Annotated in this window: 24 protein-coding genes and 1 riboswitch; of the genes, 7 read left to right on the top strand and 17 right to left on the bottom strand. The window is 43.0% G+C overall.

Annotation, left to right across the window (positions count from 1 at the left end; all coding sequences use genetic code 11):
• Positions 1-30: 30 nt before the first annotated feature.
• From PQO05_RS25920 to PQO05_RS25905, 4 genes are all read left to right on the top strand, one after another.
• Complete coding sequence (locus PQO05_RS25920; RefSeq protein WP_273633557.1) at positions 31-1,008, top strand: homoserine kinase; 978 nt, start codon at positions 31-33, stop codon at positions 1,006-1,008.
• A gap of 10 nt (positions 1,009-1,018) precedes the next feature.
• Positions 1,019-1,384, top strand: a complete 366-nt coding sequence (locus tag PQO05_RS25915; protein WP_273630414.1) for a DUF4180 domain-containing protein — start codon at positions 1,019-1,021, stop codon at positions 1,382-1,384.
• Positions 1,385-1,423: 39 nt separating this feature from the next.
• Positions 1,424-2,734 (top strand): threonine synthase, encoded by a 1,311-nt coding sequence (gene thrC / locus PQO05_RS25910; RefSeq protein ID WP_273630413.1) that lies wholly within the window; start codon positions 1,424-1,426, stop codon positions 2,732-2,734.
• Between the two features lie 122 nt (positions 2,735-2,856).
• Positions 2,857-3,465 (top strand): HAD family hydrolase, encoded by a 609-nt coding sequence (locus tag PQO05_RS25905; protein ID WP_273630412.1) that lies wholly within the window; start codon positions 2,857-2,859, stop codon positions 3,463-3,465.
• Positions 3,466-3,477: 12 nt separating this feature from the next.
• On the opposite strand, the gene metF is transcribed toward PQO05_RS25905, so the two are convergent.
• The 6 genes from metF to murQ all read right to left on the bottom strand — a co-directional run bounded on the left by metF (position 3,478) and on the right by murQ (position 11,635).
• The gene (metF, locus tag PQO05_RS25900) at positions 3,478-4,434 is read right to left on the bottom strand and encodes a methylenetetrahydrofolate reductase [NAD(P)H] (RefSeq protein WP_273630411.1); all 957 of its coding nucleotides are present in this window, start codon (positions 4,432-4,434) and stop codon (positions 3,478-3,480) included.
• A 40-nt stretch (positions 4,435-4,474) separates the two neighbouring features.
• Positions 4,475-4,837, bottom strand: a complete 363-nt coding sequence (locus PQO05_RS25895; RefSeq protein ID WP_273630410.1) for a four helix bundle protein — start codon at positions 4,835-4,837, stop codon at positions 4,475-4,477.
• A 63-nt stretch (positions 4,838-4,900) separates the two neighbouring features.
• Entirely contained in the window at positions 4,901-8,575 is a 3,675-nt protein-coding gene (gene metH, locus PQO05_RS25890; protein WP_273630408.1) for a methionine synthase, read from the bottom strand.
• Positions 8,576-8,761: 186 nt separating this feature from the next.
• A riboswitch (SAM riboswitch) is annotated at positions 8,762-8,863 on the bottom strand.
• Between the two features lie 573 nt (positions 8,864-9,436).
• Entirely contained in the window at positions 9,437-10,171 is a 735-nt protein-coding gene (locus tag PQO05_RS25885; RefSeq protein ID WP_273630407.1) for a Bax inhibitor-1/YccA family protein, read from the bottom strand.
• A 52-nt stretch (positions 10,172-10,223) separates the two neighbouring features.
• The gene (locus tag PQO05_RS25880; RefSeq protein WP_273630406.1) at positions 10,224-10,790 is read right to left on the bottom strand and encodes a hypothetical protein; all 567 of its coding nucleotides are present in this window, start codon (positions 10,788-10,790) and stop codon (positions 10,224-10,226) included.
• A 32-nt stretch (positions 10,791-10,822) separates the two neighbouring features.
• Positions 10,823-11,635, bottom strand: coding sequence for an N-acetylmuramic acid 6-phosphate etherase (murQ, locus tag PQO05_RS25875; RefSeq protein ID WP_273630405.1), 813 nt, complete (start codon positions 11,633-11,635; stop codon positions 10,823-10,825).
• Between the two features lie 111 nt (positions 11,636-11,746).
• Here murQ and PQO05_RS25870 point away from each other — a divergent pair, with 111 nt between their 5' ends.
• Positions 11,747-13,327, top strand: a complete 1,581-nt coding sequence (locus tag PQO05_RS25870) for a S41 family peptidase (protein ID WP_273630403.1) — start codon at positions 11,747-11,749, stop codon at positions 13,325-13,327.
• Between the two features lie 64 nt (positions 13,328-13,391).
• Here PQO05_RS25870 and PQO05_RS25865 read toward each other — a convergent pair whose 3' ends face one another.
• Both PQO05_RS25865 and aat read right to left on the bottom strand, forming a co-directional pair.
• Complete coding sequence (locus PQO05_RS25865; protein ID WP_273630402.1) at positions 13,392-13,892, bottom strand: hypothetical protein; 501 nt, start codon at positions 13,890-13,892, stop codon at positions 13,392-13,394.
• 203 nt (positions 13,893-14,095) lie between these two features.
• Positions 14,096-14,725: a leucyl/phenylalanyl-tRNA--protein transferase gene (gene aat, locus PQO05_RS25860; protein ID WP_273630401.1), complete on the bottom strand. Its 630-nt coding sequence runs from the start codon at positions 14,723-14,725 to the stop codon at positions 14,096-14,098.
• A gap of 158 nt (positions 14,726-14,883) precedes the next feature.
• Here aat and PQO05_RS25855 point away from each other — a divergent pair, with 158 nt between their 5' ends.
• Positions 14,884-16,263: a DUF1800 domain-containing protein gene (locus PQO05_RS25855; RefSeq protein WP_273630400.1), complete on the top strand. Its 1,380-nt coding sequence runs from the start codon at positions 14,884-14,886 to the stop codon at positions 16,261-16,263.
• Between the two features lie 11 nt (positions 16,264-16,274).
• Positions 16,275-17,474 carry a DUF1501 domain-containing protein gene (locus PQO05_RS25850; protein WP_273630399.1) on the top strand — a complete coding sequence of 400 codons (1,200 nt, stop codon included), beginning with the start codon at positions 16,275-16,277 and terminating at the stop codon, positions 17,472-17,474.
• Positions 17,475-17,627: 153 nt separating this feature from the next.
• On the opposite strand, the gene PQO05_RS25845 is transcribed toward PQO05_RS25850, so the two are convergent.
• From PQO05_RS25845 to PQO05_RS25805, 9 genes are all read right to left on the bottom strand, one after another.
• Complete coding sequence (locus tag PQO05_RS25845; RefSeq protein ID WP_273630398.1) at positions 17,628-18,302, bottom strand: TonB family protein; 675 nt, start codon at positions 18,300-18,302, stop codon at positions 17,628-17,630.
• A 30-nt stretch (positions 18,303-18,332) separates the two neighbouring features.
• Positions 18,333-19,040 (bottom strand): peptidoglycan DD-metalloendopeptidase family protein, encoded by a 708-nt coding sequence (locus PQO05_RS25840; protein WP_273630397.1) that lies wholly within the window; start codon positions 19,038-19,040, stop codon positions 18,333-18,335.
• A gap of 5 nt (positions 19,041-19,045) precedes the next feature.
• Positions 19,046-19,423: a 30S ribosome-binding factor RbfA gene (gene rbfA, locus PQO05_RS25835; protein ID WP_273630396.1), complete on the bottom strand. Its 378-nt coding sequence runs from the start codon at positions 19,421-19,423 to the stop codon at positions 19,046-19,048.
• A gap of 108 nt (positions 19,424-19,531) precedes the next feature.
• Positions 19,532-19,900: a hypothetical protein gene (locus PQO05_RS25830; protein ID WP_273630395.1), complete on the bottom strand. Its 369-nt coding sequence runs from the start codon at positions 19,898-19,900 to the stop codon at positions 19,532-19,534.
• A gap of 9 nt (positions 19,901-19,909) precedes the next feature.
• Positions 19,910-21,091 (bottom strand): ABC transporter permease, encoded by a 1,182-nt coding sequence (locus PQO05_RS25825; RefSeq protein WP_273630394.1) that lies wholly within the window; start codon positions 21,089-21,091, stop codon positions 19,910-19,912.
• 120 nt (positions 21,092-21,211) lie between these two features.
• A complete protein-coding gene (locus PQO05_RS25820; RefSeq protein ID WP_273630393.1) occupies positions 21,212-21,847 on the bottom strand; it encodes an MBL fold metallo-hydrolase in 636 nt (211 codons plus the stop codon).
• 133 nt (positions 21,848-21,980) lie between these two features.
• A complete protein-coding gene (gldD, locus tag PQO05_RS25815) occupies positions 21,981-22,586 on the bottom strand; it encodes a gliding motility lipoprotein GldD (protein ID WP_273630392.1) in 606 nt (201 codons plus the stop codon).
• Positions 22,559-23,359, bottom strand: a complete 801-nt coding sequence (locus PQO05_RS25810) for a shikimate dehydrogenase family protein (RefSeq protein ID WP_273630391.1) — start codon at positions 23,357-23,359, stop codon at positions 22,559-22,561. Before PQO05_RS25810 ends, gldD begins: the two co-directional genes overlap by 28 nt.
• 202 nt (positions 23,360-23,561) lie before the next feature.
• Positions 23,562-24,323, bottom strand: coding sequence for a phosphosulfolactate synthase (locus PQO05_RS25805; protein ID WP_273630388.1), 762 nt, complete (start codon positions 24,321-24,323; stop codon positions 23,562-23,564).
• Positions 24,324-24,372: the final 49 nt, after the last annotated feature.

Genomic DNA, 24,372 nt, shown 5'->3' with positions numbered 1-24,372 from the left:
AAATATAATTCGATGGAAAACGATATACTAATGCCAGAAGATATAAAGAAGGATACCCAATTTAAGCCTTTGGGTACCGATACTATCCGCGTTTTTGCACCGGCGACTGTAGCCAACGTGGTTTGCGGTTTCGATGTGCTCGGCTTCGCTGTAGAGGCACCGGGCGACGAGGTAATTATGCGCCTTACCAATAAACCAGGAATTACCATCAGCAAAATTACCGGTGATGATGGCCGCCTGCCGCTTAACCCGGCAAAAAATACGGTGAGTGTAAGCGTGCAGCATTATTTGAATAGTATCGGCCGTTCAGATATTGGGTTCGATATTGAGTTACATAAAAAAATGCCGATCGGTAGTGGTCTGGGCTCAAGCTCGGCTAGTACGGTAGCTGGTTTATTTGCCGCTAAAACTTTACTAGGCGACGAAAGCCCTGCTAACAAACTATTACCTTTTGCCATGAAAGGCGAAGAAATGGCCTGCGGCCATGGCCATGCTGATAACGTTGCACCGGCATTGATGGGTGGCTTCGTATTGATCCGCAGTTACGAGCCATTGGATGTGATCCGTTTGCCGCACCCTAAAGAGTTGTATTGCGCTATTGTATTCCCTGATGTGGATGTGCCAACTCGTGAAGCCCGCCAGATTATACGTAACAGTGTGTTGCTGAAAGATGCAGTAACCCAATGGGGTAATATTGCCGGTTTGGTAAGCGGCCTTTATACAGGTGACATCGATTTGATTGGCCGTAGCATGAAGGACGTTTTAATTGAACCCGTACGCGCCATGCTGATCCCTGATTTTTACCTAATGCGCGAAATGGCAATGGAAGCCGGAGCAGTTAGCTTTGGCATTTCTGGCTCCGGCCCGTCTGTTTTTGCGTTTACGCGCGATGAACAAACGGCGCATGCTATCACCCAAAAACTGCAGGATCATTTAACTAAAATTAAGATAGGCTCACAGGCCTACGTATCGCCAATTAATGATGCAGGGCCGAGAGTTTTAGATTAGGCAATTACAAATGGAACTCAATATATTTAACATCAATAATATACCCGTTGCAGAGGTGATGGATAGCAAAGTGGTAGTTAACACGGTTCAGGATGCTGTGGAGCTATTAGCCAATTGCAGATATCAGGGTGCCGATAGAATCATCATCAGCAAAGATCAAATCATTCCTGAGTTTTTTGATTTGAAGACCAGAATTGCCGGTGAAATATTGCAGAAGTTTTCTAACTATCAGGTACAGGTTGCTATAGTTGGCGATTATAGCGGCTTTACCAGCAAAAGCTTGAAAGACTTTATTTTCGAAAGTAATAAGGGTAACCTGGTTGGCTTTGTTGGCTCGATAGATGAAGCTAAGAACCGACTTGCTAAAATAAATTAATATAAATCCGAAATCGAACATCCGAATTCCGAAATCAAAATGAATTTTTACAGTACTAACGATACCAACCACCAGGTACAATTTAAAGAGGCAGTTTTTAACAGCATGCCGCAGGATAAAGGTTTATACATGCCAGAGTTTATCCCGCAACTGGATGATAAATTTTTGAAGCATCTGGACGAATATACTCTGCCGGAAATTGCCTTACATGTAGCTACTGCCATGCTGGATGGTGCTATCCCGGCTGATGACCTGAAAGCTATTATCCACGATGCCATTAACTTTTTAGCACCGGTTGTAAAACTGGAAGAAGAAGTATACGTATTGGAATTATTCCACGGGCCGTCGCTTGCATTCAAAGATTTTGGCGCCCGTTTTATGAGCCGGGTAATGAGCTGGTTTTTGGAGAAAGGAGAGAAGCAACTGGATGTACTGGTAGCCACCTCGGGCGATACTGGCGGTGCTGTGGCCTTGGGCTTTTTAGGTGTACCTAATACCCGTGTTACGATCCTGTATCCTAAAGGAAAGGTAAGCGAAATACAAGAGCAGCAATTAACCACCAACGGCCAAAACATCCGCGCCCTGGAAATTGATGGTACTTTTGATGATTGCCAGGCCTTAGTTAAACAAGCCTTTACAGATAAAGAACTGAATGAGAAATTCCGTCTTACTTCGGCCAACTCAATTAATATTGCACGTTTAATTCCGCAGACATTTTATTATTTTAATGCTTATGCACAACTGCTGCGTCAGGGTAAAAGTAAGGTAGTATTCTCGGTACCGAGCGGTAACTTCGGTAATATCGGAGCTGGTTTACTGGCCTGGAAAATGGGTTTGCCGGTAGAGCAATTCATCGCAGCAACCAATGCTAACGATACCGTGCCGGCTTATTTGAAAACAGGCGTATACGAGCCGAAACCATCGGTATCAACCTTGTCAAATGCGATGGATGTTGGTAACCCAAGCAATTGGGCGCGTATCGCCGATCTGTTTAAAGAAGATGCATCAGAGCTGAAAGGCTTAATCACTGGTTTTAGTTATAATGATGAGCAAACTAAAGAAGCCATTCAACAAGTTTTTGACGAATATAAATATGTGGTTTGCCCGCACACTGCTATTGCCTGGAAAGCCTTAAAAGAATGGCAGGCTGAAAACCCTGCTGAAGATGTTACCGGCGTGTTTTTATCAACCGCTCATCCATGCAAATTCCCGGATGCTTTCCCTGCTGATATTGCAGCTGCTATTAAAGTGCCTGAGTCTGTAAAGGAGTTGGAAGGTAAAGCGAAGCAGGCTGTGGAGTTGGGTAAGGATTTTGAAGGATTTAAGGCGTATTTGTTAGAAAATAACTAAATTTTTTTTGTCATCCAGAGCGACAGCGAAGGATCTTCTTCACCTTGCAATTGCAGCTTAAAGGGTGAAGAAGATTCCTCACTACGTTCGGAATGACAAAGGGAAATAAATCCGAAATAAAAATGATCACCACCATTATCTTCGACCTTGGCGCTGTACTGATTGACTGGAACCCTCGTCATCTGTACAAACAATTGTTTACGGATGAAGCTGAGATGGAACACTTTCTCACCAACATCACCACCTCCGATTGGAACGAAGAACAGGATGCCGGGCGAAGTTTACAGGAAGGTACAGAATGGCTGGTACAAAAGCACCCTGAACATGAGGATAATATCCGGGCGTTTTATGGCCGATGGGATGAAATGTTGGGTGATGCGTTCCATGATACAGTTGAGATATTCAGAAAACTAAAAGCAAGCGGGAAATACAAGATTTATGCGCTAACCAATTGGTCGGCCGAAACATTTGGGATTGCTAAAGAACGTTTTGAGTTTCTGAGTTGGTTTGATGGCATTGTGGTTTCGGGCGATGAGAAGATGCGCAAACCACAACCTGAGTTTTATAACATCTTGTTAAGGCGCTACAATGTTAAGGCAGAAGAAAGCCTGTTTATTGACGATAATTATCGCAATATTTTAGCTGCGCGGCAGCTGGGTATAAATAGTATTCACTTTACTTCGGCAGCAGAACTGCAAGAAGAATTACCTCAATACGGAGTAATATTATAAAAAAGCGAGATCTTAAAAGATCTCGCTTGCTATACGTTTAGTGGGCTCGGGGTTGCCCATGGTATAAAAGTGTAGTACCGGGGCTCCAAATTCAACCAGTTCTTTACACTGGTTAATCATCCATTCAATACCCACTTCTTTTACTTCTTTATCGTTTTTACAAGCTTGTACCGCATCGCTCAAATCTTCCGGTATATCAATGTGGAATATCTTCGGCAGATTGATCAATTGCTTAGCTGTGGTTAATGGTTTTAAGCCTGGTATAATCGGCACGTTAATGCCGTTTTCGCGACACTGGGTTACAAACTGTTTGTATTTGCTGTTATCGTAAAACATTTGAGTAACCAGGAAATCGGCCCCGCCATCAACCTTTTGTTTCAGGTATTTAAAGTCGGTTTTAAGGTTGGGCGCTTCAAAATGTTTTTCGGGATAGGCGGCAACACCAATACAGAAGTTAGTTTTAAATGAAGTATCCTGATACTCGTGCAGGTAAATGCCGTTGTTCATATTGGTTACCTGCTCCAGTAAATCTGTTGCATAACAGTGCCCGCCGGGGGTTGGTACAAAACCAGAGTCGCCTTTGCGAGCGTCGCCACGTAAAACCAGTACGTTGTCAATGCCTAAAAATTGCAGATCTATCAGCGCATATTCTGTTTCTTCCTTCGTAAAGCCACCGCAAATTAAATGCGGAACGGTATCAACCTTATACTTATGCATAATAGCCGCACAAACAGCTACCGTACCCGGGCGTTTACGATAAGTTACTTTTTCGAGCAATCCATTAGGTTTTTCTTTGTAAACATGGTCTTCGCGCGAAGATGTTACATCGATAAACGGAGGGTTAAACTCCATCAAAGGATCAATCGAGTTAAATATGCCCTGTATGCTCGATCCTTTAACGGGAGGCAGTAATTCGAAAGAAAAAAGTGTTTTGCCTTTAGCATTGGCAATATGTTCGGTGATTTTCATTTGGGTTTAGTTGCGAGTAATTAGTTACGAGTTGCCGGGACTATCCAGGTAGTTGCGCTTTGTAAAAGTTTATAAAGCCAGCCAATAGTTTTCGAACTAATTCTAATTGTTTAAGTATGTTGTTTAATTGGTTTTCATTAATAAATCCTAAATCACAAGAAAGATAAAGTTGAGCTTCTAATTCGTAAGCAGAACCACGAGCTACATAAAAAAATTGGAGAGAGTCTTTGGTATGATTCCGGCCACATCCTTCAGCTATATTTGATGGTATAGATATTACAGAGCGCTTAATTTGAGATTGCAGACCAAACATTTCTTCCCGAGGAAAAGAAGCTACGTGACTGTAAATGAGTTTCACTAAAATCCTTGCTTCTTTCCAAACCTCCAAATTTGTAAATATCATAATCTAATAAAACTAACTGAGTATTCTACTCGCAACCCGAAACTAAAAAACTCGCACCCGATTTTAATAATTTAAGTTTGGCCCTAACCATCTTTCAACGGTTTCTAACGACATGTTTTTACGTTTCGCATAATCTTCTACCTGGTCTTTGCTGATTTTACCTAACCCGAAATAGCGGGCTTGTGGATGTGCGAAATAAAAACCGCTCACAGAAGCTGCAGGTGTCATGGCCAGACTCTCGGTCAGGTGCATGTGCGCATTGTCTTCGGCTTTGAGCAAATCAAACAATGTAGTTTTCTCCGTATGATCCGGGCAGGCGGGGTATCCCGGTGCCGGGCGAATACCCTGGTATTCTTCCTTAATTAATTGCTCGGTATCCAACAACTCGTCTTTGGCATAGCCCCAATGTTCGCGGCGTACCAGTTCGTGCATTTTCTCGGCAAATGCTTCGGCTAAACGATCAGCAAGTGCTTTGGCTAAAATACTGTTATAATCATCATAATCTGCCTCAAATTTGGCAACCAATTCGTCACAGCCAATACCAGTAGTAACAGCAAAGCCGCCAAAATAATCGGGCACACCGCTATCTTTTGGGGCGATGAAATCAGCCAAAGCATAATAAGGTTCGCCCTTAACTTTTTCTGATTGCTGGCGTAGTGTATGTATTTTAGTTAATAATTGTGTGCGGCTTTCATCGGTATATAATTCGATATCATCGCCCACGCTGTTGGCTGGCCAAAAACCAATTACTCCATTAGCCTGCAGTAGTTTTTCTTTGATAATTTTATCTAATAATACCTGTGCATCGTCATAAAGCTTTTTAGCTTCCTCGCCTACGTATTTATCATTAAAGATCTTTGGATAACTGCCTCTTAACTCCCATGTATGGAAGAAAGGCGTCCAATCAATATATGGTACGAGTTCTTCTAAAGGATAACTTTCAAAAACTTTTGTACCTGTAAATGTTGGTTTAGGAGGAACAGAACCGTTTAGGTTGATCTCGCAATATTGCTTACGTGCTTCTTCAATGCTTACAAAACGTTTGTCGCTTCGTTTATTGAGGTGCGCTTCGCGGGCTTTTTCGTATTCGAGTTTGATGGACTCTACATACGGTGCTTTATTTTCTTCGCTCATCAGGTTACTGCATACTGTTACGCTGCGCGATGCATCCAACACATGTATGGCAGGGCCAGAATAATTTGGTGCGATTTTAACCGCAGCATGGATGCGTGAAGTGGTAGCACCACCCACAATCAGCGGAATGCTTAAACCTTCGCGTTCCATCTCTTTAGCGAAGTGGACCATTTCATCTAATGATGGCGTGATTAATCCGCTTAGCCCGATAATATCAACTTCTTGTTTCTTGGCCTCGTCCAGGATTCGTTGAGCAGGTACCATCACCCCAAGGTCTATCACCTCGAAGTTGTTACAAGCCAGTACTACACCAACTATGTTTTTGCCGATATCATGCACGTCACCTTTAACGGTGGCCATTAAAACTTTCCCAGCGTTTTTGCGCGAAGTGGTATCGGCATTTTTTAGTTTTTCTTCTTCAATAAAAGGTAGCAGATAAGCTACAGCCTTTTTCATTACCCTGGCTGATTTTACCACCTGCGGCAAGAACATTTTACCCGCGCCGAACAAATCACCTACGATGTTCATGCCACTCATTAGCGGGCCTTCAATAACCTCCAGCGGTTTGGCGTATTGTTGACGGCATTCTTCCACATCGGCATCCAGGTATTCGATAATACCTTTTACCAGGGCGTGTGACAGGCGCTCTTCTACTGGGGCATTACGCCAGGCCTCGTCGCGTACCACTTCTTTACCTTTACTCTTTACAGTATCGGCATATTCTACTAAACGTTCTGTAGCTTCGGGATGACGGTTTAAAAGAACATCTTCTACTTTAGTCAACAAGTCAGCAGGGATTTGCTCGTAAACTTCCAGCATACCTGCGTTTACGATGCCCATATCCATGCCCGCCTTAATGGCGTGGTATAAAAAGGCAGAGTGCATTGCCTCGCGCACCACGTTATTACCGCGGAACGAGAACGAAATATTACTTACACCACCACTCACCTTAGCCATCGGCAGATTTTCTTTAATCCATCGGGTGGCGTTAATAAAGTCTACCGCGTAATTGTTGTGTTCCTCTAAGCCGGTAGCAACCGTTAAAATATTAGGATCGAATATGATATCCTGCGGAGGGAAGCCAATTTCGTTAACCAATATATCGTACGATCTTTTACAGATTTCAATACGGCGCTCGTATGAATCGGCCTGGCCTTGTTCGTCAAACGCCATTACAACCGTTGCGGCGCCATAGCTCATAATTTTGCGGGCGTATTCTTTAAACTTTTCTTCGCCTTCTTTGAGGGAGATCGAGTTGACGATACCCTTACCTTGCAAACATTTCAATCCAGCCTCAATAACGGTCCATTTTGATGAATCGACCATGATAGGCAGCTTTGCAATATCGGGCTCAGACGCAACCAGGTTCAGGAATTTTACCATCACCTCTTCCGAGTTGATCATCCCTTCATCCATGTTAATGTCAATCACCTGTGCGCCGCCTTCTACCTGCTGGCGGGCTACTGTTAAGGCCTCCTCATAATTCTCGGCCAAAATCAACTTCGAAAATTTAGGCGAACCTGTAATGTTGGTCCGCTCACCCACGTTAACAAAGTTAGCCTCGGGCGTTATGGTAACAGCCTCCAAGCCGCTCAAACGCATGTGTGGTTCGGGATGCGGGATTGGTCGTGGTGGATATAGCGCAGCACGGTCTGCAATACATTTAATATGTTCTGGCGTAGTACCACAGCAGCCGCCTACAATATTTACAAAACCTGCTTTTAAAAAGTCGTCTACCAAATGCGCTGTTTCGTGCGGCATTTCGTCGTAACCACCAAACTCATTTGGTAAACCGGCGTTAGGATAGGCCGAAATAAATACATCGGCCTTTTGCGAAAGTTCCTCAATGTGCGGACGCATTTCTTTAGCACCAAGTGCACAGTTTAAACCAACAGAAAGTAGGTTGGCGTGACGGATCGAGTTCCAGAAAGCCTCAACCGTTTGCCCTGATAGCGTACGGCCCGAAGCATCGGTTATAGTACCCGAAATCATGATCGGTAATTGCTTGCCACTTTCTTCCGAATAACGTTGTACGGCAAATAATGCCGCCTTTGCATTCAGTGTGTCAAAGATGGTTTCAATCAAAATCACATCACTGCCACCATCAAATAAACCGCGCACCTGTGCATAATAAGCCTCGGCCAAATCATCAAAAGTAACAGCGCGGTAACCAGGATCATTTACATCGGGCGATAATGATGCAGTACGGTTGGTAGGGCCAACGGCACCGGCCACAAAGCGTGGCTTCTCCGGCGTTTTTATATTCCACTCATCAACCGCTTCGCGGGCAATGCGGGCACCTTCGTAACTCATTTCATAATCCAGCTCCTCCATGTGGTAATCGGCCAATGAAATGCGTTGGGTGCTGAAGGTATTGGTTTCAATAATATCGGCACCGGCCTCCAGGTATTCATTATGAATGGCCTTAATCACATCGGGGCGCGTAAGGTTAAGCAGGTCGTTATTACCCTTCAAATCAGAAGGGTGATCTTTAAACCTGTTGCCACGAAAATCTTCTTCGGTTAATTGGTACCGTTGTATCATGGTACCCATTGCGCCGTCAATTATTAATACTCTTTTCTGTAATTCTTCTCTAATACTCATGTTGAGATATGAGATGTGAGATATGAGATTTGAGAAAATACCCAAGCCGCAAAATCACATCATCTATTAAATTTACTTGAGCTATCAGCCTGAAACAGACATGCTAATGCATCTCAGATCTCACATCTAATATCTCACATCTAAATAAAGCTTATTCGAAAAAGTCGGTTATATACCTTCTAAATTCGCTTATCTTTCCCAAACGTGTTTGAGTAGAATGCAGCACCTTGTTGGCACAGGTTGCTAAGATTTCGCAGGGTCTAATCCCTCCATCTTTCTCTATAAGCGCAACAAAATTGCACAATAAAGTGGTAATATGCAAGTGGTTTCGTTAATGTGCAGATGAGGGGAATGTAAGATGACAGTAGGATGTGCAGATGTGCGAATATGAAGATGTGCAGATGATTTGAGAATTTGAAAATGAGTTGAAAATGATTTGAGAAATTAATAGTGATGTGATTTGAGGATGGTTTTCAATGATCGAGAGATATTGATTATTCGATAAACTTTGTCATCCAGTCCGAAGGACTCCTTTGGAGAGCGATAGCGAAGGATCTTCTTCGTAGTGCAATTCTGAAAATGAATGTCAGCATTTCATCGGTACTGTAGCCCCGTGTTACGCTCATACTACGCAGGCCTTAATCGCAAGGCCGGTATCCGCTTCACCCGGGTTTATTGAACTCACGTCATCCCGTCCCGACTATCGTTGGGATCGGGATCCCACAGTACAGGTAGCAGACTGTGTAATTGTAAACTTAGCAAGTGGGGTGCTGAAACAAGTTCAGCATGACGATTGGGCGACATATAAAACAAAAAGAGCCGCCCTCTCAGGCAGCTCTTTCTTTAAATTATGCTTGCTTATTATTTCCTTCTACCGAAAATTCTTAATAATGATAAGAACAGGTTCAGGAAATCAAGATATAAGGTTAAGGCACCCATAATGGCCATTTTTTTGCCAGATGCATCGCCATACTCAATACCTGCACCAATACGTTTTAATTTTTGCACATCATAAGCAGTTAAGCCGGTAAATACGGCAACACCTACATAGCTTAAAATAATGCTTAAACCTTCGCTGTGTAAAAAGAAGTTTACCACGGTTGCGATAACCATACCAATTAGGCCCATGATCATTAATGAACCAAATTTGGTTAAATCCTGGTGAGTAGTGTAACCTGCAATGGCCATAACACCAAATACTGCCGATGCGGTGATGAATACACCAGCTACAGAAGCAGCCGTATAAACTAATAAGATGAAGCTTAAACTAACACCCAGTAGCGCAGCAAAAGCCACAAACAAGATACCCAGTACCGGGAACGACAGACGGTTTAAACCGAATGAAATTGCCATTACAAAGGCAAAAGGTGCAAACATTAAGATAGTACCCAAACCGGTGTTGCGGCCGGTTAACGGATCAATTACTAATGTTAATAAACTTGGTGTGGTTGCAAATAAGAATGCGCAGAAGGCAGAAATACCCAATGCCACAAACATCCACATAAATACGTTAGCTATAAACCTGCGAGATGCTGCAACTTCGTCGTCCAGTTGGATAACGTTATCGTCGTAGGTGTAATTACTTTTAGTTTCCATTTTTTGAATTATAATTAATGATCTAAGTTAGTACAATTTTATGAAGAACAAATTAAGTAAGCCTGCGCATTAACTGTTCTTCAATTTTTTTAAATACCTGTAACGGTTTTAAGGCGCGCCAATTAAAATCGTCCAGTTCGCCGCCAAAGTTAATGTAATAGTCGATGTTATTACGCTTAAACTCTTCGATCACATGCTCGCGGAAGTTAACGCCCGCTATCCAGCCATCCTCCACATCCTGAAACCACTCTTCGTAATAACAGTCATCTGAGGAATGAAAGTTCAGCACGTTTTCGCCAATAAGCACAAACTTGTTAATGCCATTATCAATCATCAGCTCAATCAGCTCGCGCTTCATCAGCATTACATCGTTGTTAATGGCATCGTTCCATTCACCTATCAGCTCAATAATGCTGTAGTTACGTTCGTAATCGGCAAAAAGTACTTTTAAATAAAGTGTGTTTGAGCCAAACGAATCCCATTGCGGGTGCAACAAATAGTTGTATACCTGCTTATCAAACTCAAACTCATTGTATACGGTAGCGTAGAACGGCGAAAATTCGTCTTCGGCAGCTACGTAATCATCCCGCCAGCGGTAATATGGTTCTATCTCGTGCATTAGCCCCTCCAACCTCCCCTAAAGAGGAGACTCTATTTTTGTTCGTTATAAAATTCTACTGCTTTACGTACGCTGCCATATTGCTGTAATAACCCGGCAGCAGTAGCCTCATCGAGGCCGGTTTCATTCATAATCATGCGGGTACCGCGATCAACCAGTTTATGATTAGTTAACTGCATATCCACCATTTTATTACCTTTTACCCGGCCAAGGCGTATCATCACGGTAGTGCTCAGCATGTTTAAAGCAAGTTTTTGCGCTGTACCGGCTTTCATCCTTGTAGAACCGGTTACAAACTCCGGACCAGTCACTATTTCTACCGGATACTGTGCCACTTCGGCCACCGGGCTGCCAGCATTGCATACAATACAACCTGTTGCAACGCCGTTTTTATTGGCAGTATCTAGGCCGCCAATTACATAAGGTGTACGGCCAGAGGCGGCAATGCCTACCACTACATCTTTATCATTTATATTGAATTCCTGCAAATCTTTCCAGGCTTGTTCCGCATCATCTTCGGCAAACTCAACCGCTTTGCGTATAGCGCCGTCGCCACCGGCGATAATACCAACTACCCAATCAAACGGAACACCGTAGGTTGGCGGGCATTCAGAAGCATCAACCACACCTAAACGGCCGCTGGTGCCTGCGCCTATGTAAAATAAGCGTCCGCCATTACTCATTCGGTCTACAACCACGTTTACCAGTGCTTCCAGCTGTGGTAAGGCTTTGGCTACGGCATCGGGCACCGTACGGTCTTGCTCATTGATGTGTTGTAGCAGTTCGGCCACGGGCATCTGGTCGAGATTCTGGTAGTAGGAGTCTTTTTCGGTAGTGTTTTCCATTGATGTAATCGCTCTAGTACAAAATTCAACAAAAAATTAATTAGATGAATTATCAATTAATTAAATAATTATGTTTTGAGTATCAACAACGTAAATTTGCAGGTAACAAAAATGAAACAAACAGCATCTGTAATTTTCAGAACGGTTGTTATACTTCTTGCCGGCATCACAATAGGTTTGCTGATTAATAATCAGGGATTTGTAGCCCGGCAGGTTGCCGGTAACCACAAAATAGATAGCGCATTGCTGATCATCAAACGGCATTATGTGGATACCGTTAATACCGATACGATAGAAACCAAAGCCATCAGCAGTGTGCTGGAAGAGCTCGACCCGCATTCTGTATATCTGCGCAGGCAACAGGCCCAATCTGTTAACGAGCGCCTGGAGGGCCGTTTTAACGGCATTGGCATTGAGTACGTTTTGCTGCGCGATACTATGTTTATATCGCAGGTTTACCCCGGCAGCCCGGCGGGTAAGGCTGGTATAGTTAACGGCGACCGCGTAATTACCATTAACTTCAAAAAAGCATCGGGCGTTAAACTGGGTACTGATAGCATTAATAAATTAATAAGAGGCACGGCGGGGAACAAGGTAGAAATGAGTGTAAAACACTTGTTAAGCGATAAAATACAGCGTTATATGCTGATGCGCGGACATGTGCCTTTAAGTAGCTTAGACGCTGCTTACCCGCTTACCAAACAAGCTGGATATATTAAACTCAGCAAGTTTTCTACTACCACAGATAGTGATTTCAGAGTTTCGCTTACCGAACTGCAGAAAAAGGGTGTAAAAAAACTAATTGTTGATTTGCGAGGTAACCGAGGTGGCTACCTTGATGCCGCAACCGCATTGGCCGATGAATTTTTAATTAAAGATCAGCTGATTGTTTACACGCAGGGCGCGCACGAGCAAAGGGTTAATTATTACTCTAGCAACTCGGGCTTGTTTCAAGAGGGTAAGGTTGCGGTGCTGATTGATGAATACTCAGCATCTGCAAGCGAAATTGTGGCTGGCGCATTGCAGGATCTGGACCGTGCTGTAATTGTAGGCCGCCGCTCGTATGGTAAAGGCTTGGTGCAGCAGCAATTCCCGTTTGCTGATGGCTCTGCGCTTAACTTAACAGTGGCGCGATACTACACACCATCTGGCCGCAGTATCCAAAAATCATACAAAAATGGCATTGATGATTACCGGAAAGATATAAGTAACCGCCAGCAAAAGGGCGAGTTAACATCGGCACAAAGTAATTTAACCGACAGTGCCTTTCGGTCGCATGTATACTATACGCATTCGGGTCGCAAGGTATACGGCGGCGGCGGTATTATGCCCGATGTTTTTGTACCCGAAGATACAATTGCCAACGTGCGATTAATAGGAGAGCTGGCCAACAAGCAACTGTTTACCGCCTATGTGATAGATAGGATGCAGCCCGATTTAGTTAAGCAGACTAACCAGCAGGATTTTATTAATCAATTTAATATAACCGATAACCGTTTGTATGATTTTATCATCTACGCTTCGAGAACGCTGAAAGAAATGGATTCGCAGGAGATAAGGCTGGCGAAGCCGCATCTCAAATTATACATCAAAGCTTTTGCTGCGCGGTTTAAATGGGGCGATAATGCCTACTTTGAAGTGCTGAACCAGGATGAGGATGGGATTAAAAAGGCACTAACGGCCATAAATTAAAGCAAAGAGCATAAAAAAAGCTCCCGAACCGGGGAGCTTTTTTTATTTTCAACTAACTGAAAGACTATCTGTGGTGACCGTGATCATCATGATGATCGTCGTGGCCATGGTTATCATGACCATTTCCGTTATGATTGCCATTATTGTTGTGGTTATCACCTTTCCAATGGTTTTGATAATGTGCATCACGGCTATCGCGAATTACTTGCTGATCGTGACGGCCTTTATAACCTGCAAATTTAGTACGGTATGTAGCAGCATTTCTCCAAGGAGTAGGCTGGTTAATTACCGCTTTGTAACCGTGGTATACATCATAGTTAGCATAACGTGGAGGCAATGATGCTGAACGGGTCCATGTATTGCCATTTAGATATACATACTGGTGATTCGGCACATCATAATAAGTGTCGATATCCGGCATGTAGTAAAACTCGGCGTGGTCGTAACCGGTTGGGCCCCATTCTGGCTGGCTGCCAATATTAAGGCTAAAGCTTATTTGGGCATCGGCTAATTTAGCTGTGAGGCTGCCTACAAGCAGCACTGCAACAAAAAGGATTTTTTTCATTTGGGTAAATTTAAAATTCTGTCGGGAGTGTTTTTTTGATAAGCTCCCGGTGTTTTTCATAGTTGTTTGTAATTCGGATATATGACAATCTTAGAGCTGTAAAGTTTAAGAAATATTTTATGCTGTAGTGTAAATGATTGATTACAAACGGCGTTTTCGCCTTCCTTATATAAGTAAGGGCAATAAACGCTGTTGATAAAAACTTAAGATTTTAAGATCTCAAGGTATTCAGAGCGGTCAATAAGGCGGGCGCCCATTGATGTTAAATGTTCGGTAGGTACCTGGCAGTCTATCAATGTGTAGGGGTTATTTTGACAGAGATAGATAAGCGCTGTTTTAGAGGCATTGCTCACATGGCTAAACATGCTTTCGCCACAAAAAACATGGCCAACGGCTACGCCGTACAAGCCGCCAACTAAAGTATCGTTTTCCCAAACCTCGAAAGAATGTGCGTGGCCGAGGCGGTTTAGATTGATGTAAGCCTCCTGCATTTCATTGGTTATCCATGTGCCATCCTGCCCTTCGCGCGGGGCGGCCGCGCAGGCTTTAATAACAGAAGGGAATGCCTTGTTTACAGTTACCCTGAACCTGCCCGAACGGAGTACCTGCCGCATGCTTTTAGAGATCTTGAGTTCCTGCGGAAAAAGCACGAATCGTTGGTGGGGTGAGTACCAAAGAATGGGTGTATCATCGCTATACCAGGGGAAGATGCCGTTTTGATAAGCAAGCAGAAGGCGATCTGCAGAAAGATCGCCTCCTACGGCTAATAGCCCATCATCTTCTGCAAGTGATGGATCTGGAAATATTAAGCGTTCATCGAGCCCGAAAATCATTGGGCGTAAAATTATAGATTATTACAACAGCACAGGATTAAAATGCATGGTTTCATTAATGTTAATCCAAACACATTCAGTTAAATTTATGTAGTAAATATCAAGGGCTTTAAACCTATTGTAAAAACAAACGTCATATATATTCAATAGCTACCCCTATGAATAATGCAAGGCAAATAAAACATCTGTATTCGAGAGCTGGTTTTGGTATCAGGTTTAAGGAGCTGCATGACCATGAGAGTGCTTCGATTAGAAAGAAAGTTAAAGAGCTTTTCAAAAACTCGGAAGCCGATCAGCATATTACAGTTGTAACCGAAAATATAGACCTCCGCCCCAAGACTAATGATCCTGAAGTAAAGAAGAAAAATCAGGAAGATCGCAACCAACAGGATAAAGACCTTAATGTAGCTTGGCTGAAACAAATGGCCAGTTCAGATGCCCAGCTACGCGAACGGATGACGTTGTTTTGGCATAACCATTTTGCCTGCAACATTAATAATGCCTACCATCAGCAACAGCTTAATAATATAGAGCGCACTTATGCGCTCGGCAATTTCAAAACATTGCTAACGGCGGTTTCACAATCGCCGGCTATGCTTCAATTTTTAAACAACCAGCAAAATGTAAAGGGGCACCCAAATGAGAACTTTGCGCGTGAGTTGATGGAGTTGTTTACCCTGGGCATTGGCCATTATACCGAGCAGGATATTAAAGAATCGGCCCGGTCGTTTACGGGCTGGCACTTTGATGGTAAAACATCACAATACACCTTTGTGCCACGTATCCATGATGATGGCCAGAAAACCTTTATGGGTAAAACAGCCAACTTTTGCGGCGAGGATATTATAGATATTATACTCAGCAATAAACAAACTGCCGTATTTATTTGCACCAAGCTATATCGTTACCTGGTTAATGACGCGCCAGATCAAACGAACATAAACCAGATGGCCGATGTGTTTTACCAGGCCAACTACGAAATAAAACCTTTGCTTGAATATGTTTTTCTTTCCGATTGGTTTTACGACGATAAGAACATTGGTGTAATTATAAAATCGCCTGCACAATTGCTGGTTTCGCTAACGCGACAGTTTTATATCGATTACCATAATCCCGATGTATTACTACAATTTCAACGTACCCTGGGTCAGGTACTATTTAAACCACCCAATGTGGCAGGCTGGCCGGGCGGTAGGGCATGGATTGATAGTTCATCATTAATGTATCGTATTAAAATAGCATCGACTTTGTTAAATGCGGGTGTTATTGACTTTACAGGTAAAGCTACGCCTGAAGATGAAGCCTTTTTAGCCGCTACACATAAACAACAGTTTAACGTAATTAAACGTACCCAGGCCGTGCCCGATTGGGGGCGGTTTTTGCAGGATATTCCGCTGGATATGCCCCGGATACAGGTGGCTGAGTTTATGCTGGAGCCTAAACTTAACCAAGCTGTAATTGATGAGGTAAACCAGGCGCCTGATATTAAATCGATGGTGATACAGATAGCATCTACACCCGAGTACCAACTTTGCTAAATTTTTGTGCCATGAAAAGAAGAGATTTTTTAACCAAAAGTATGCTGGCCTCGGGCGCGTTTATGCTGCCTGCTTTTTTAAAGCCTTTTGAGGCTTTGGCCATAAATGATATTACCGGGCACAAAAACCTGGTGGTGATCCAGCTTTCGGGTGGTAATGATGGGTTGAATACCATTATCCCATACTGCAACGATATTTACTACCAGAAACGTAAAAATATTGGCATTAAGGTGCCCGATGTAATTACGCTGAATGATATGCAGGGACTAAATCCCAACCTGGCTGCCTTAAAAGAGCTTTATGATCAGGGTTGGATGACGATTGTGAACTCGGTAGGCTATCCAAATCCGGATAGGTCACATTTCAGGTCGATGGATATTTGGCAAACAGGAAGTGATTCGAACCAGTTTTTAACTACTGGTTGGATAGGGCGTTACCTTGATGCCAATCGACAAACGTTAAAGAACCCATATACGGCCATGGAGGTTGATGATACCCTTTCACTGGCTATGAAGGGCGAGTACATGAAAGGCATTGCGGTATCAGACCCCAATAAATTATTCCAAACCACACGCGAGCCCTTCTTTAAAGATATTGTGCGCGATCACGAAGCGCAACATTTAAGCGAAGAGAACCTGGGTTATCTGTATAAAACGATGATTGAAACTTACTCATCGGCTAACTATATACAGCAAACTTCTAAAACTTATAATGTAACAGCGCAATATCCGGCTACAGGTATTGGCTACCAGTTAAAGAATGTATCGAAGTTTATTAATTCGGGATTAGAGACGAGGGTTTATTATGTATCGTTGGGAGGGTTTGATACGCATGCCGGCCAGCAAGGGCAGCAGGGCAGGGTATTAAAAACGTATGCCGATGCCGTTGCCGCTTTTGTGAAAGACCTGAAACAAACCGGTAAACTGGACGATACCCTGATTATGACCTTCTCTGAATTTGGCCGCCGCGTAGAAGAAAATGCCAGCGCAGGTACCGACCATGGCACAGCAAGTAATGTATTTTTATTTGGTGGCAAACTGCAAAAGCCTGGCATTTTTAATGATGCGCCCGATTTAGCCGACCTGGAAAATGGCGATTTAAAATACAAGGTAGACTTTCGTGATGTTTACGCCAATGTATTGGATAAATGGCTGGATGTAAATAATAGTGATATTTTGGGGAAACAGTATCAAGGGTTGGGATTGGTGTAGAACCCCTCCCAACCCTCCCCGAAAGGGAGGGCTTTTTATTGCACCGTAGAAACACAATACTTTGTGTCTCTTTTAAGATAGGATGCTTGTATGCAGCGAGACACAAGGTGTTGTGTCTCTACAAAAAAATGTGTTGATTCTTGTCCCTTGATTCTATTTCCCAGAGCAGTACTTCTTAATCAATTCATCAGCCCTGTCGCTACCTATGTTGTGGATAAAATCCCAGTCTTCACAAGCGCCATCTTTATCGCCTTGCTTTAACTTCTTGCTGGCCTGTTCTAAAACATCGGCAATAAAGTCATCATCGTAACCCAATTGTTTTTTAAGGATGATGATCTGGGTTTCTTTGGTAGTATCGGCCTTGCCGATGTATTTGTTTTTGTAATAATTGGTAACGGCGTTTTGTAGTTCCTGACGGGATTGATAGTTGGCTATAGCAGCATTAATACTTGCGTTTGTGGCGTTGGCACAACGAGCGTTATCCGGCACAAAACGGATAGGTAAAACAATATTATTGTTGGTGCTATAATTAGCAGGTAGCTGCCATTTGCCCGACGTCATTTTAATAACGCGAACGGCCTCGTCGTCCAGATCAATGCCCAAGCCATCAATTGCCGAAGCCTCACTCACCTTACCAAGACTATCCAGCCTAAACTTTACTTTGATTGTACCAGGGATGCAGTTTTGACGCGAATATTCGGGATAGACAATATTGTTGCTTAAAAATTGGTCTAATGCTTGTTGCCCGCCCTTAAATTGAGGCTGTGCATTAACCTTAATAAAGGCAGCAAAAATAAGCGCCAATAAAATGAATAATCGTAAACGCATGGCAAAGAGATATATACCAATATAACGCTTTTAGCCGACGATAGTTGCTACAGGAATTTGTAAAATCAGATTCGGATCGGGAATGTTTAAGATCAGGGCTTCTTTCTCGGAGAATTTGCCTACGCCGGGATAGTCGCCGCTTTTGCCCTGCAGGTCGAACATGAGCTGAAAATGCAGGTGAGGTGGCCAATCGCCATTTTCATCGGCATGCCCGAGCTCGGCTATTTTTTGACCTGACTGGATAATGTGGCCAACCTTTAAGCCATTTAAACTTGCCCGGCTCAAATGTCCGTAAAGGCTATAAAGTGTTAAGCCATCAAGATCATGTTCTAAGATGATGGTGGGGCCGTAGTCACCAAAATGATTATTATCCTGGAAGCTGTGAATTTTACCTGCCAGTGGTGCATAAACGTGAGTGCCGGCAGGCCCCCAAATATCTACCCCCAGATGCAGGGTACGTGGCTCCTCATAGTCATCAAACAAAACACTGCGCTGGTAAATGGTGCGGTGTTCCATATAGCCACCAATACCCAGGCGGCAATTATGATGCTCTAATTCCGAGTTGATATACTTGCTGAACTTTTCGGTATTAGCAACATCAGCACCGCTCAATTCGGTGTTAGTTTCGGTAAAGTTGAAGTGAAAAAAATGATCGACCACCGGGTTAAACGCTACAACTTTACTGATAGCATCGGGGTGCTTGGTAATGTAGTTGTTTAACTGCCAATGTTTGTCCATGAAATTTATTCGCTGTCGGTATCCGGTTGGCGGTCTTCTTTGCTTATTTTGTCGAAGATCTTGTCCATACGCTCCACATACTCGTTGGTATCATCAATAAAGAATTCGAGTTGAGGGACTATCCTTGCGTGGTCTTTAATGCGTGCACCCAGTTTATAGCGAATTTCTGATGCGTGTTGTTTAACCGTAGCAAGCGATGTTTGCGCATTGGCGTTGTTAAAAAAACTCAGGAACACACGTGCAATTGCCAGATCGGGCGTAACGCGTACCTTGGTTATGGTAACCAGGGTGTTAGGTAAATAATTCATACCCTCGCGCTGAAATATAGCGGCCAGATCTTCCTGTATAATTCCGGCAAATTTTTGTTGACGTTTTGATTCCATAGGGTTTATATAATTAGGCAAGTAGTGATAGGTTAAAAGTTAAAGGTGAAAAGTAAAAAGTTTACCCAGTGAGATCCTTGGTCCTTTTATCTTTCGTCCTTCAGCCTCTTAATTGCACATATCCTGCGGTATTTCTTTGGTTATTTTTATTAATTTCTTTACAACAATGGTGCTGTCAAATTCGGCACCCATGCCTTCTTTTCCCGATTTTACCTTCTCACCCTCTATTTCTACATAAACAGGTACATAAGGTTTCTCAATATTCATTTGTGAATATTGCAGCTCCAATTTAGCCGATTCGTCGGTAACCCAGTACTCGCGTCCGCCGTTATCACAATCTTTAAATGATTTAGCATCGGGCCCAAAGCTATAAAGGCCTTTGTACACCGTACTGTCGCCGCTGCCAGATTTCCGGCCGCACGAGCACAGAAAAACAACAAAGAGGAGCGTAAAATATTTGATCAGCCTTAACTGCATGCAGCAAATTTATAAATCCTGTTTAAATTCATTTAGTCCTTTAACACTTAATCGGGCACTAATGCCCGATGCTATTACGGCGATGCCTGTTACGGTTAAAAAAACCAATATAAAATCAGTTATTTTAAAATTAACAGGGTAGGCATTTACAACGGTTAAACCACCACCCATGCTTATGAAGCCATATTTTTGCTGTAATAGCCCGAAAATTAATCCGGCCAGCATACCGCCTATACAGCCCACCAGGGAAATCATCATCCCTTCGTAAAAAAATATTCCCTGGATTAAACGGGGCTTTGCGCCCAGGCTGTTTAGTATGGCAATATCCTTTTTCTTATCAATAACCAGCATGGTTAATGAGCCAATTATATTAAAGATAGCAATAACCAACACAAAACTGAGTATTAAAAAAACTGCCCACTTTTCTGAATGTAACAATTTATACAATAACGTATTTTGTTCGTAGCGGTTTTTAACGGTGTACTTATCTGTACCAATCCTGTCTTTAACGTCTTTTTCTATGGCATTGATATCTGTGCCGGGTTTAAAATTTAGCTCCACTGCCGATACTTGCGTAGGCTGATCGAGCAGGTTGCGCATAAAGCCGAGGGGAACAATCACCATGTCATCAAAATCCTGCTGAACAGAGAATATCCCGGCTGGGTAAACGTAGCGCACAGTAAACTCGTCGGCTGGGTTTATGCTACTAACCGAAGCCTTGCGACTTGGCGAGTACACCTGTATCGGACTTAATATATCGCTTACATTTACACCTAAACTACCCTGTATGGTTGCACCGATAACCGCAGTAGGCTGCCCTCGGAAATCGAGCATAAATGAACCTTTAATAATGGTACTGTCTAATCGCGGGTTTTTAAGAAAATCATTGCTTACACCTTTCATGGTGGCAATTACCTGGCGGTCACCATAGCGCAGCAGGGCGCGTTCCTGCAATACTTCGGTGTAGGATAATACTTTGGAGTTATTACGCAGATCGTTAAATATAGAACCCTCGGCCTCAAATGTTTTGCCCAGTTTGGGTTCAATCTTTAGCTCGGGCGTAAAGTTGTTATAGAGCGAAAGGATCACCCGTTCTAACCCATTGAACACCGACAAAATAAGGATAAGCGCAGCACTGCCAATAAATACCCCGAGCATGGATATGCCCGAAATAATATTAATGGCATGCATCTTTTTAACAGAAAAGAGGTACCGCTTCGCTATATAAACAGATGTATTCAAGCGGAGCCCCCCAACCCCCTAAAGGGGGAGCAAAAGTTTCCAAGCCTCCCCTTTAGGGGGCGGGGGGGGCTAAAAGAACGGATTAGTTTCTTTCTCATAACCAATAGTTGTTTCGGGGCCGTGGCCTGGATATACGGTACAATCATCGGGCAGGGTAAAAAGTTTTTCCTCGATGTTTTTTATCAGTTGCTGATGGTTGCCGCCCGGCAAATCTGTACGGCCAATGCTATTGCGAAATAGCACATCGCCACCGATTACAATTTTATCCGCTTTATCGTAAAAACATAAATGCGCAGGGGAGTGGCCGGGGGCGAATATTAACTCTAAAGTTGTATTGCCAAATTTAACTTCGCCGCTTTCTGGCAGATAGGTATCCGGTATTGGTGAAAGATCATATCTGATCCCTGACTCTTGCGCCCAGTTAACCATGGCATCCATCACAAATTGTTCGCCTTCGTGAAATTGTGGTTTAAGGCCATATTGTTCGAACACGAATTTATTGCCTAAAATATGATCGATATGGCAATGTGTATTTAACAGCAATACCGGTTTCAGGTTATTATTCTTGATGAAGTTTACCACCACATTTTGCTCTGCACCGGTTTCCATACCCGGATCAATGATGGCGCATTCGCCGGTTTCATCGTAGAGCAGATAGGTGTTTTCCTGGTATGGGTTGTTGGTAAATGATTTTACTGTAGACATGGTGTTTCTCTAATTTGTCATTGCGAGCGCCAGCGTGGCAATCTCGTCGTAGTCTATGCGAAATTAAAGTCAGTGCTATGTAGGTCGGGGATTGCTTCGTCGTACCTCCTCGCAATGACGTGCGTTGTTGTTCTTACTTCCCTTTCCACTTAAAACTCTTAATCATCACATCCACATCTTTCTTCACAAAATCTAAAACGGGTTGTATAGAATCCAAGCGTGGTTCTGAGTTGAAGTAGAGCGCACCGCGCAGATAATTCTTCGTACTATCGGTTAAATAAAATTGGGCCGATGATGCCGCGTTGCCATCAATGGTGTAATAAATGCCGTATACCTTACGGTCGGGGTAGTGGATAACGCCTTCATCTATAGATGTGGCTTTAACCGTGTGCTTAAAGGCAAAAGTGCGGGCATCCTCAACCAGCTCATTAAATACTTTTTTAGAAGTAACGGGCTGGTAGCTTAAATGCAGCGTGCCATGAAATTCGGGGAACTGCATATTTAACCAGCATGGTTTTGCACCGCGCGACAAATCGGGCTCCAGCTTTGCATATTTTGGATAGGTAAAGCTAATGGGGCAACCACCTGTGTACTCCTGGTATTCTTTTTTAGGAAATTTAATGCGATAAAAACCACGCGGCTTGGGCGAATAATCGTGATTATTTCCGCAGCCAGCTATAAACAGTACAGCAATGCAAAGTAATTTAATGCCTACGGATGCAGTGCTTTTGAATTCCATATTTCCCATGATTTTTCTGCCTGCAATACTAACATTTCATATCCATTTTTTATGGCTGCTCCCTGGTCTATTCCGTTTTTTAGAAATTTAGTGACTGCCGGATTGTAAATCAGGTCGTATAGTAAATGGCTTTGGCCAATGTATTGGTAAGGTATCGGTGGACAAGCATCTACATCTGGGCTGGTGCCAACAGGTGTTGTATTAATAATGAGTTTATGCTCCTCAATTAACTCTGCTGTTAAATCTTCATACAATACACAACCAGGGGTTGGTTTGCGTACAACAGTTGTAAAAGGGATGTTCAGTTTGCGCAATACAAATTTTACAGCCTTGGCTGCACCGCCGTCGCCTAATATTAAGGCTTTATCATGAGCCGATGTAAGCAGTGGTTTTAATGAGGCTTCGAAACCATAAGCATCGGTATTAAATCCTTCGAGCATAAAGTTTTTACCTTCAATGCCAAGTTCGCCGGTTAGGGCTGCGGTTACAGGGCTTTCTTTGGCTATGCGGATGCAGTTTACTGCGCCAATTTCTTTGGCTTCTACACTAACCCAGTCTAAATATTTCATTACCTCAACCTTGTGGGGTATGGTAACGTTTAAACCGCATAGGGTAGAATGCTTGTTCAGTAGTTCGTCAAAATCGCCCAATGATTCGAGCGGGTGAACATCATATCTAACACCCTCAATTTTCTCCAGCTCAAACTTGTCTGTAAAAAACTTCTGCGAGAACGAATGCGAAAGCGGGTAGCCAATAATCCCGTATGTTTTCATATAATTGATACTTTTAAGCCTAAAGCTATAGCGGTAAAGATAAAGATTACCCACTAATGTTCACGGATTAGAACGAATTACACGAATGACATAACACGAATTAATTACGATAACACGAATTATTTCGATTAAAACGAATTACACAAATTTTATAGTACGCAAATCAATTCGTGTAATTCGTTTTAATTAGTGAGAATCTGTGTTACAAATTAATAAAATGATCGAAAGTATCGCTTCTAATCCCTAAACGTAATGTCTCCAATGGGATAACATCATTGGTGGCAATATTACCCAGGTTTACATTAGCGCCTAACAATTTAATAAACCATACCTGCTGTGCCTTTTGCGGGGCTTCCCAGATAATGGTATCCTGCGGTATCTTAGTTAGGATCTCATCAACCAAGCCCTGACGTACTTCGCCTGAGTCGCGGTAAATGCCTACGTTGCCGCTTTCGCGTGCTTCGGCAATTACTTTCCATGAACCGGCCTGCAGTTCGGCCTCCATTAACTGGATCCATTTATATGGTGCGAAGATCTTGGTAACGTCCTTAGATCCTACTTCAGATATTACAGTTACCTGTTTAGCCAGTTTGCTGATGTATTCACATTTTTCATCATGCGGAATGGTGATTGAGCCATCAGAAACCTCGCAATGCTCCATTTTATAACGATCGAGCGTACGGCAAAAATCGTCATACTGGCCGCGGATAATAAATGCTTCGAACAAAGTACCGCCGAAATAAACCGGGATGCCTGCATCGCGGTATAGCTTTAACTTTTCGTCCAGGTTAGGGGTAACAAATGATGTTGCCCAGCCCAGTTTAACAATGTCGGTATAGGCACCGCTTACTTCAATAAAATCTTCAACCTGGCGTAAGCTAAGCCCTTTATCCATCATCATGGTCATTCCGCTTTCTCTTGGTTTCGCTGTGCGTTCGGGTAAGTTATTTAAATGGTAATTCATCGTTAAATTAATGTAGTTATAAGCTATAACAAAAAGTACTATCGGCGCA

Origin of the sequence: Mucilaginibacter jinjuensis (genome assembly GCF_028596025.1) — a bacterium.
Lineage (GTDB): Bacteria > Bacteroidota > Bacteroidia > Sphingobacteriales > Sphingobacteriaceae > Mucilaginibacter > Mucilaginibacter jinjuensis.
Note: the sequence above shows the minus strand (reverse complement) of the source record. Positions and strands in the feature narration are given on the sequence as shown.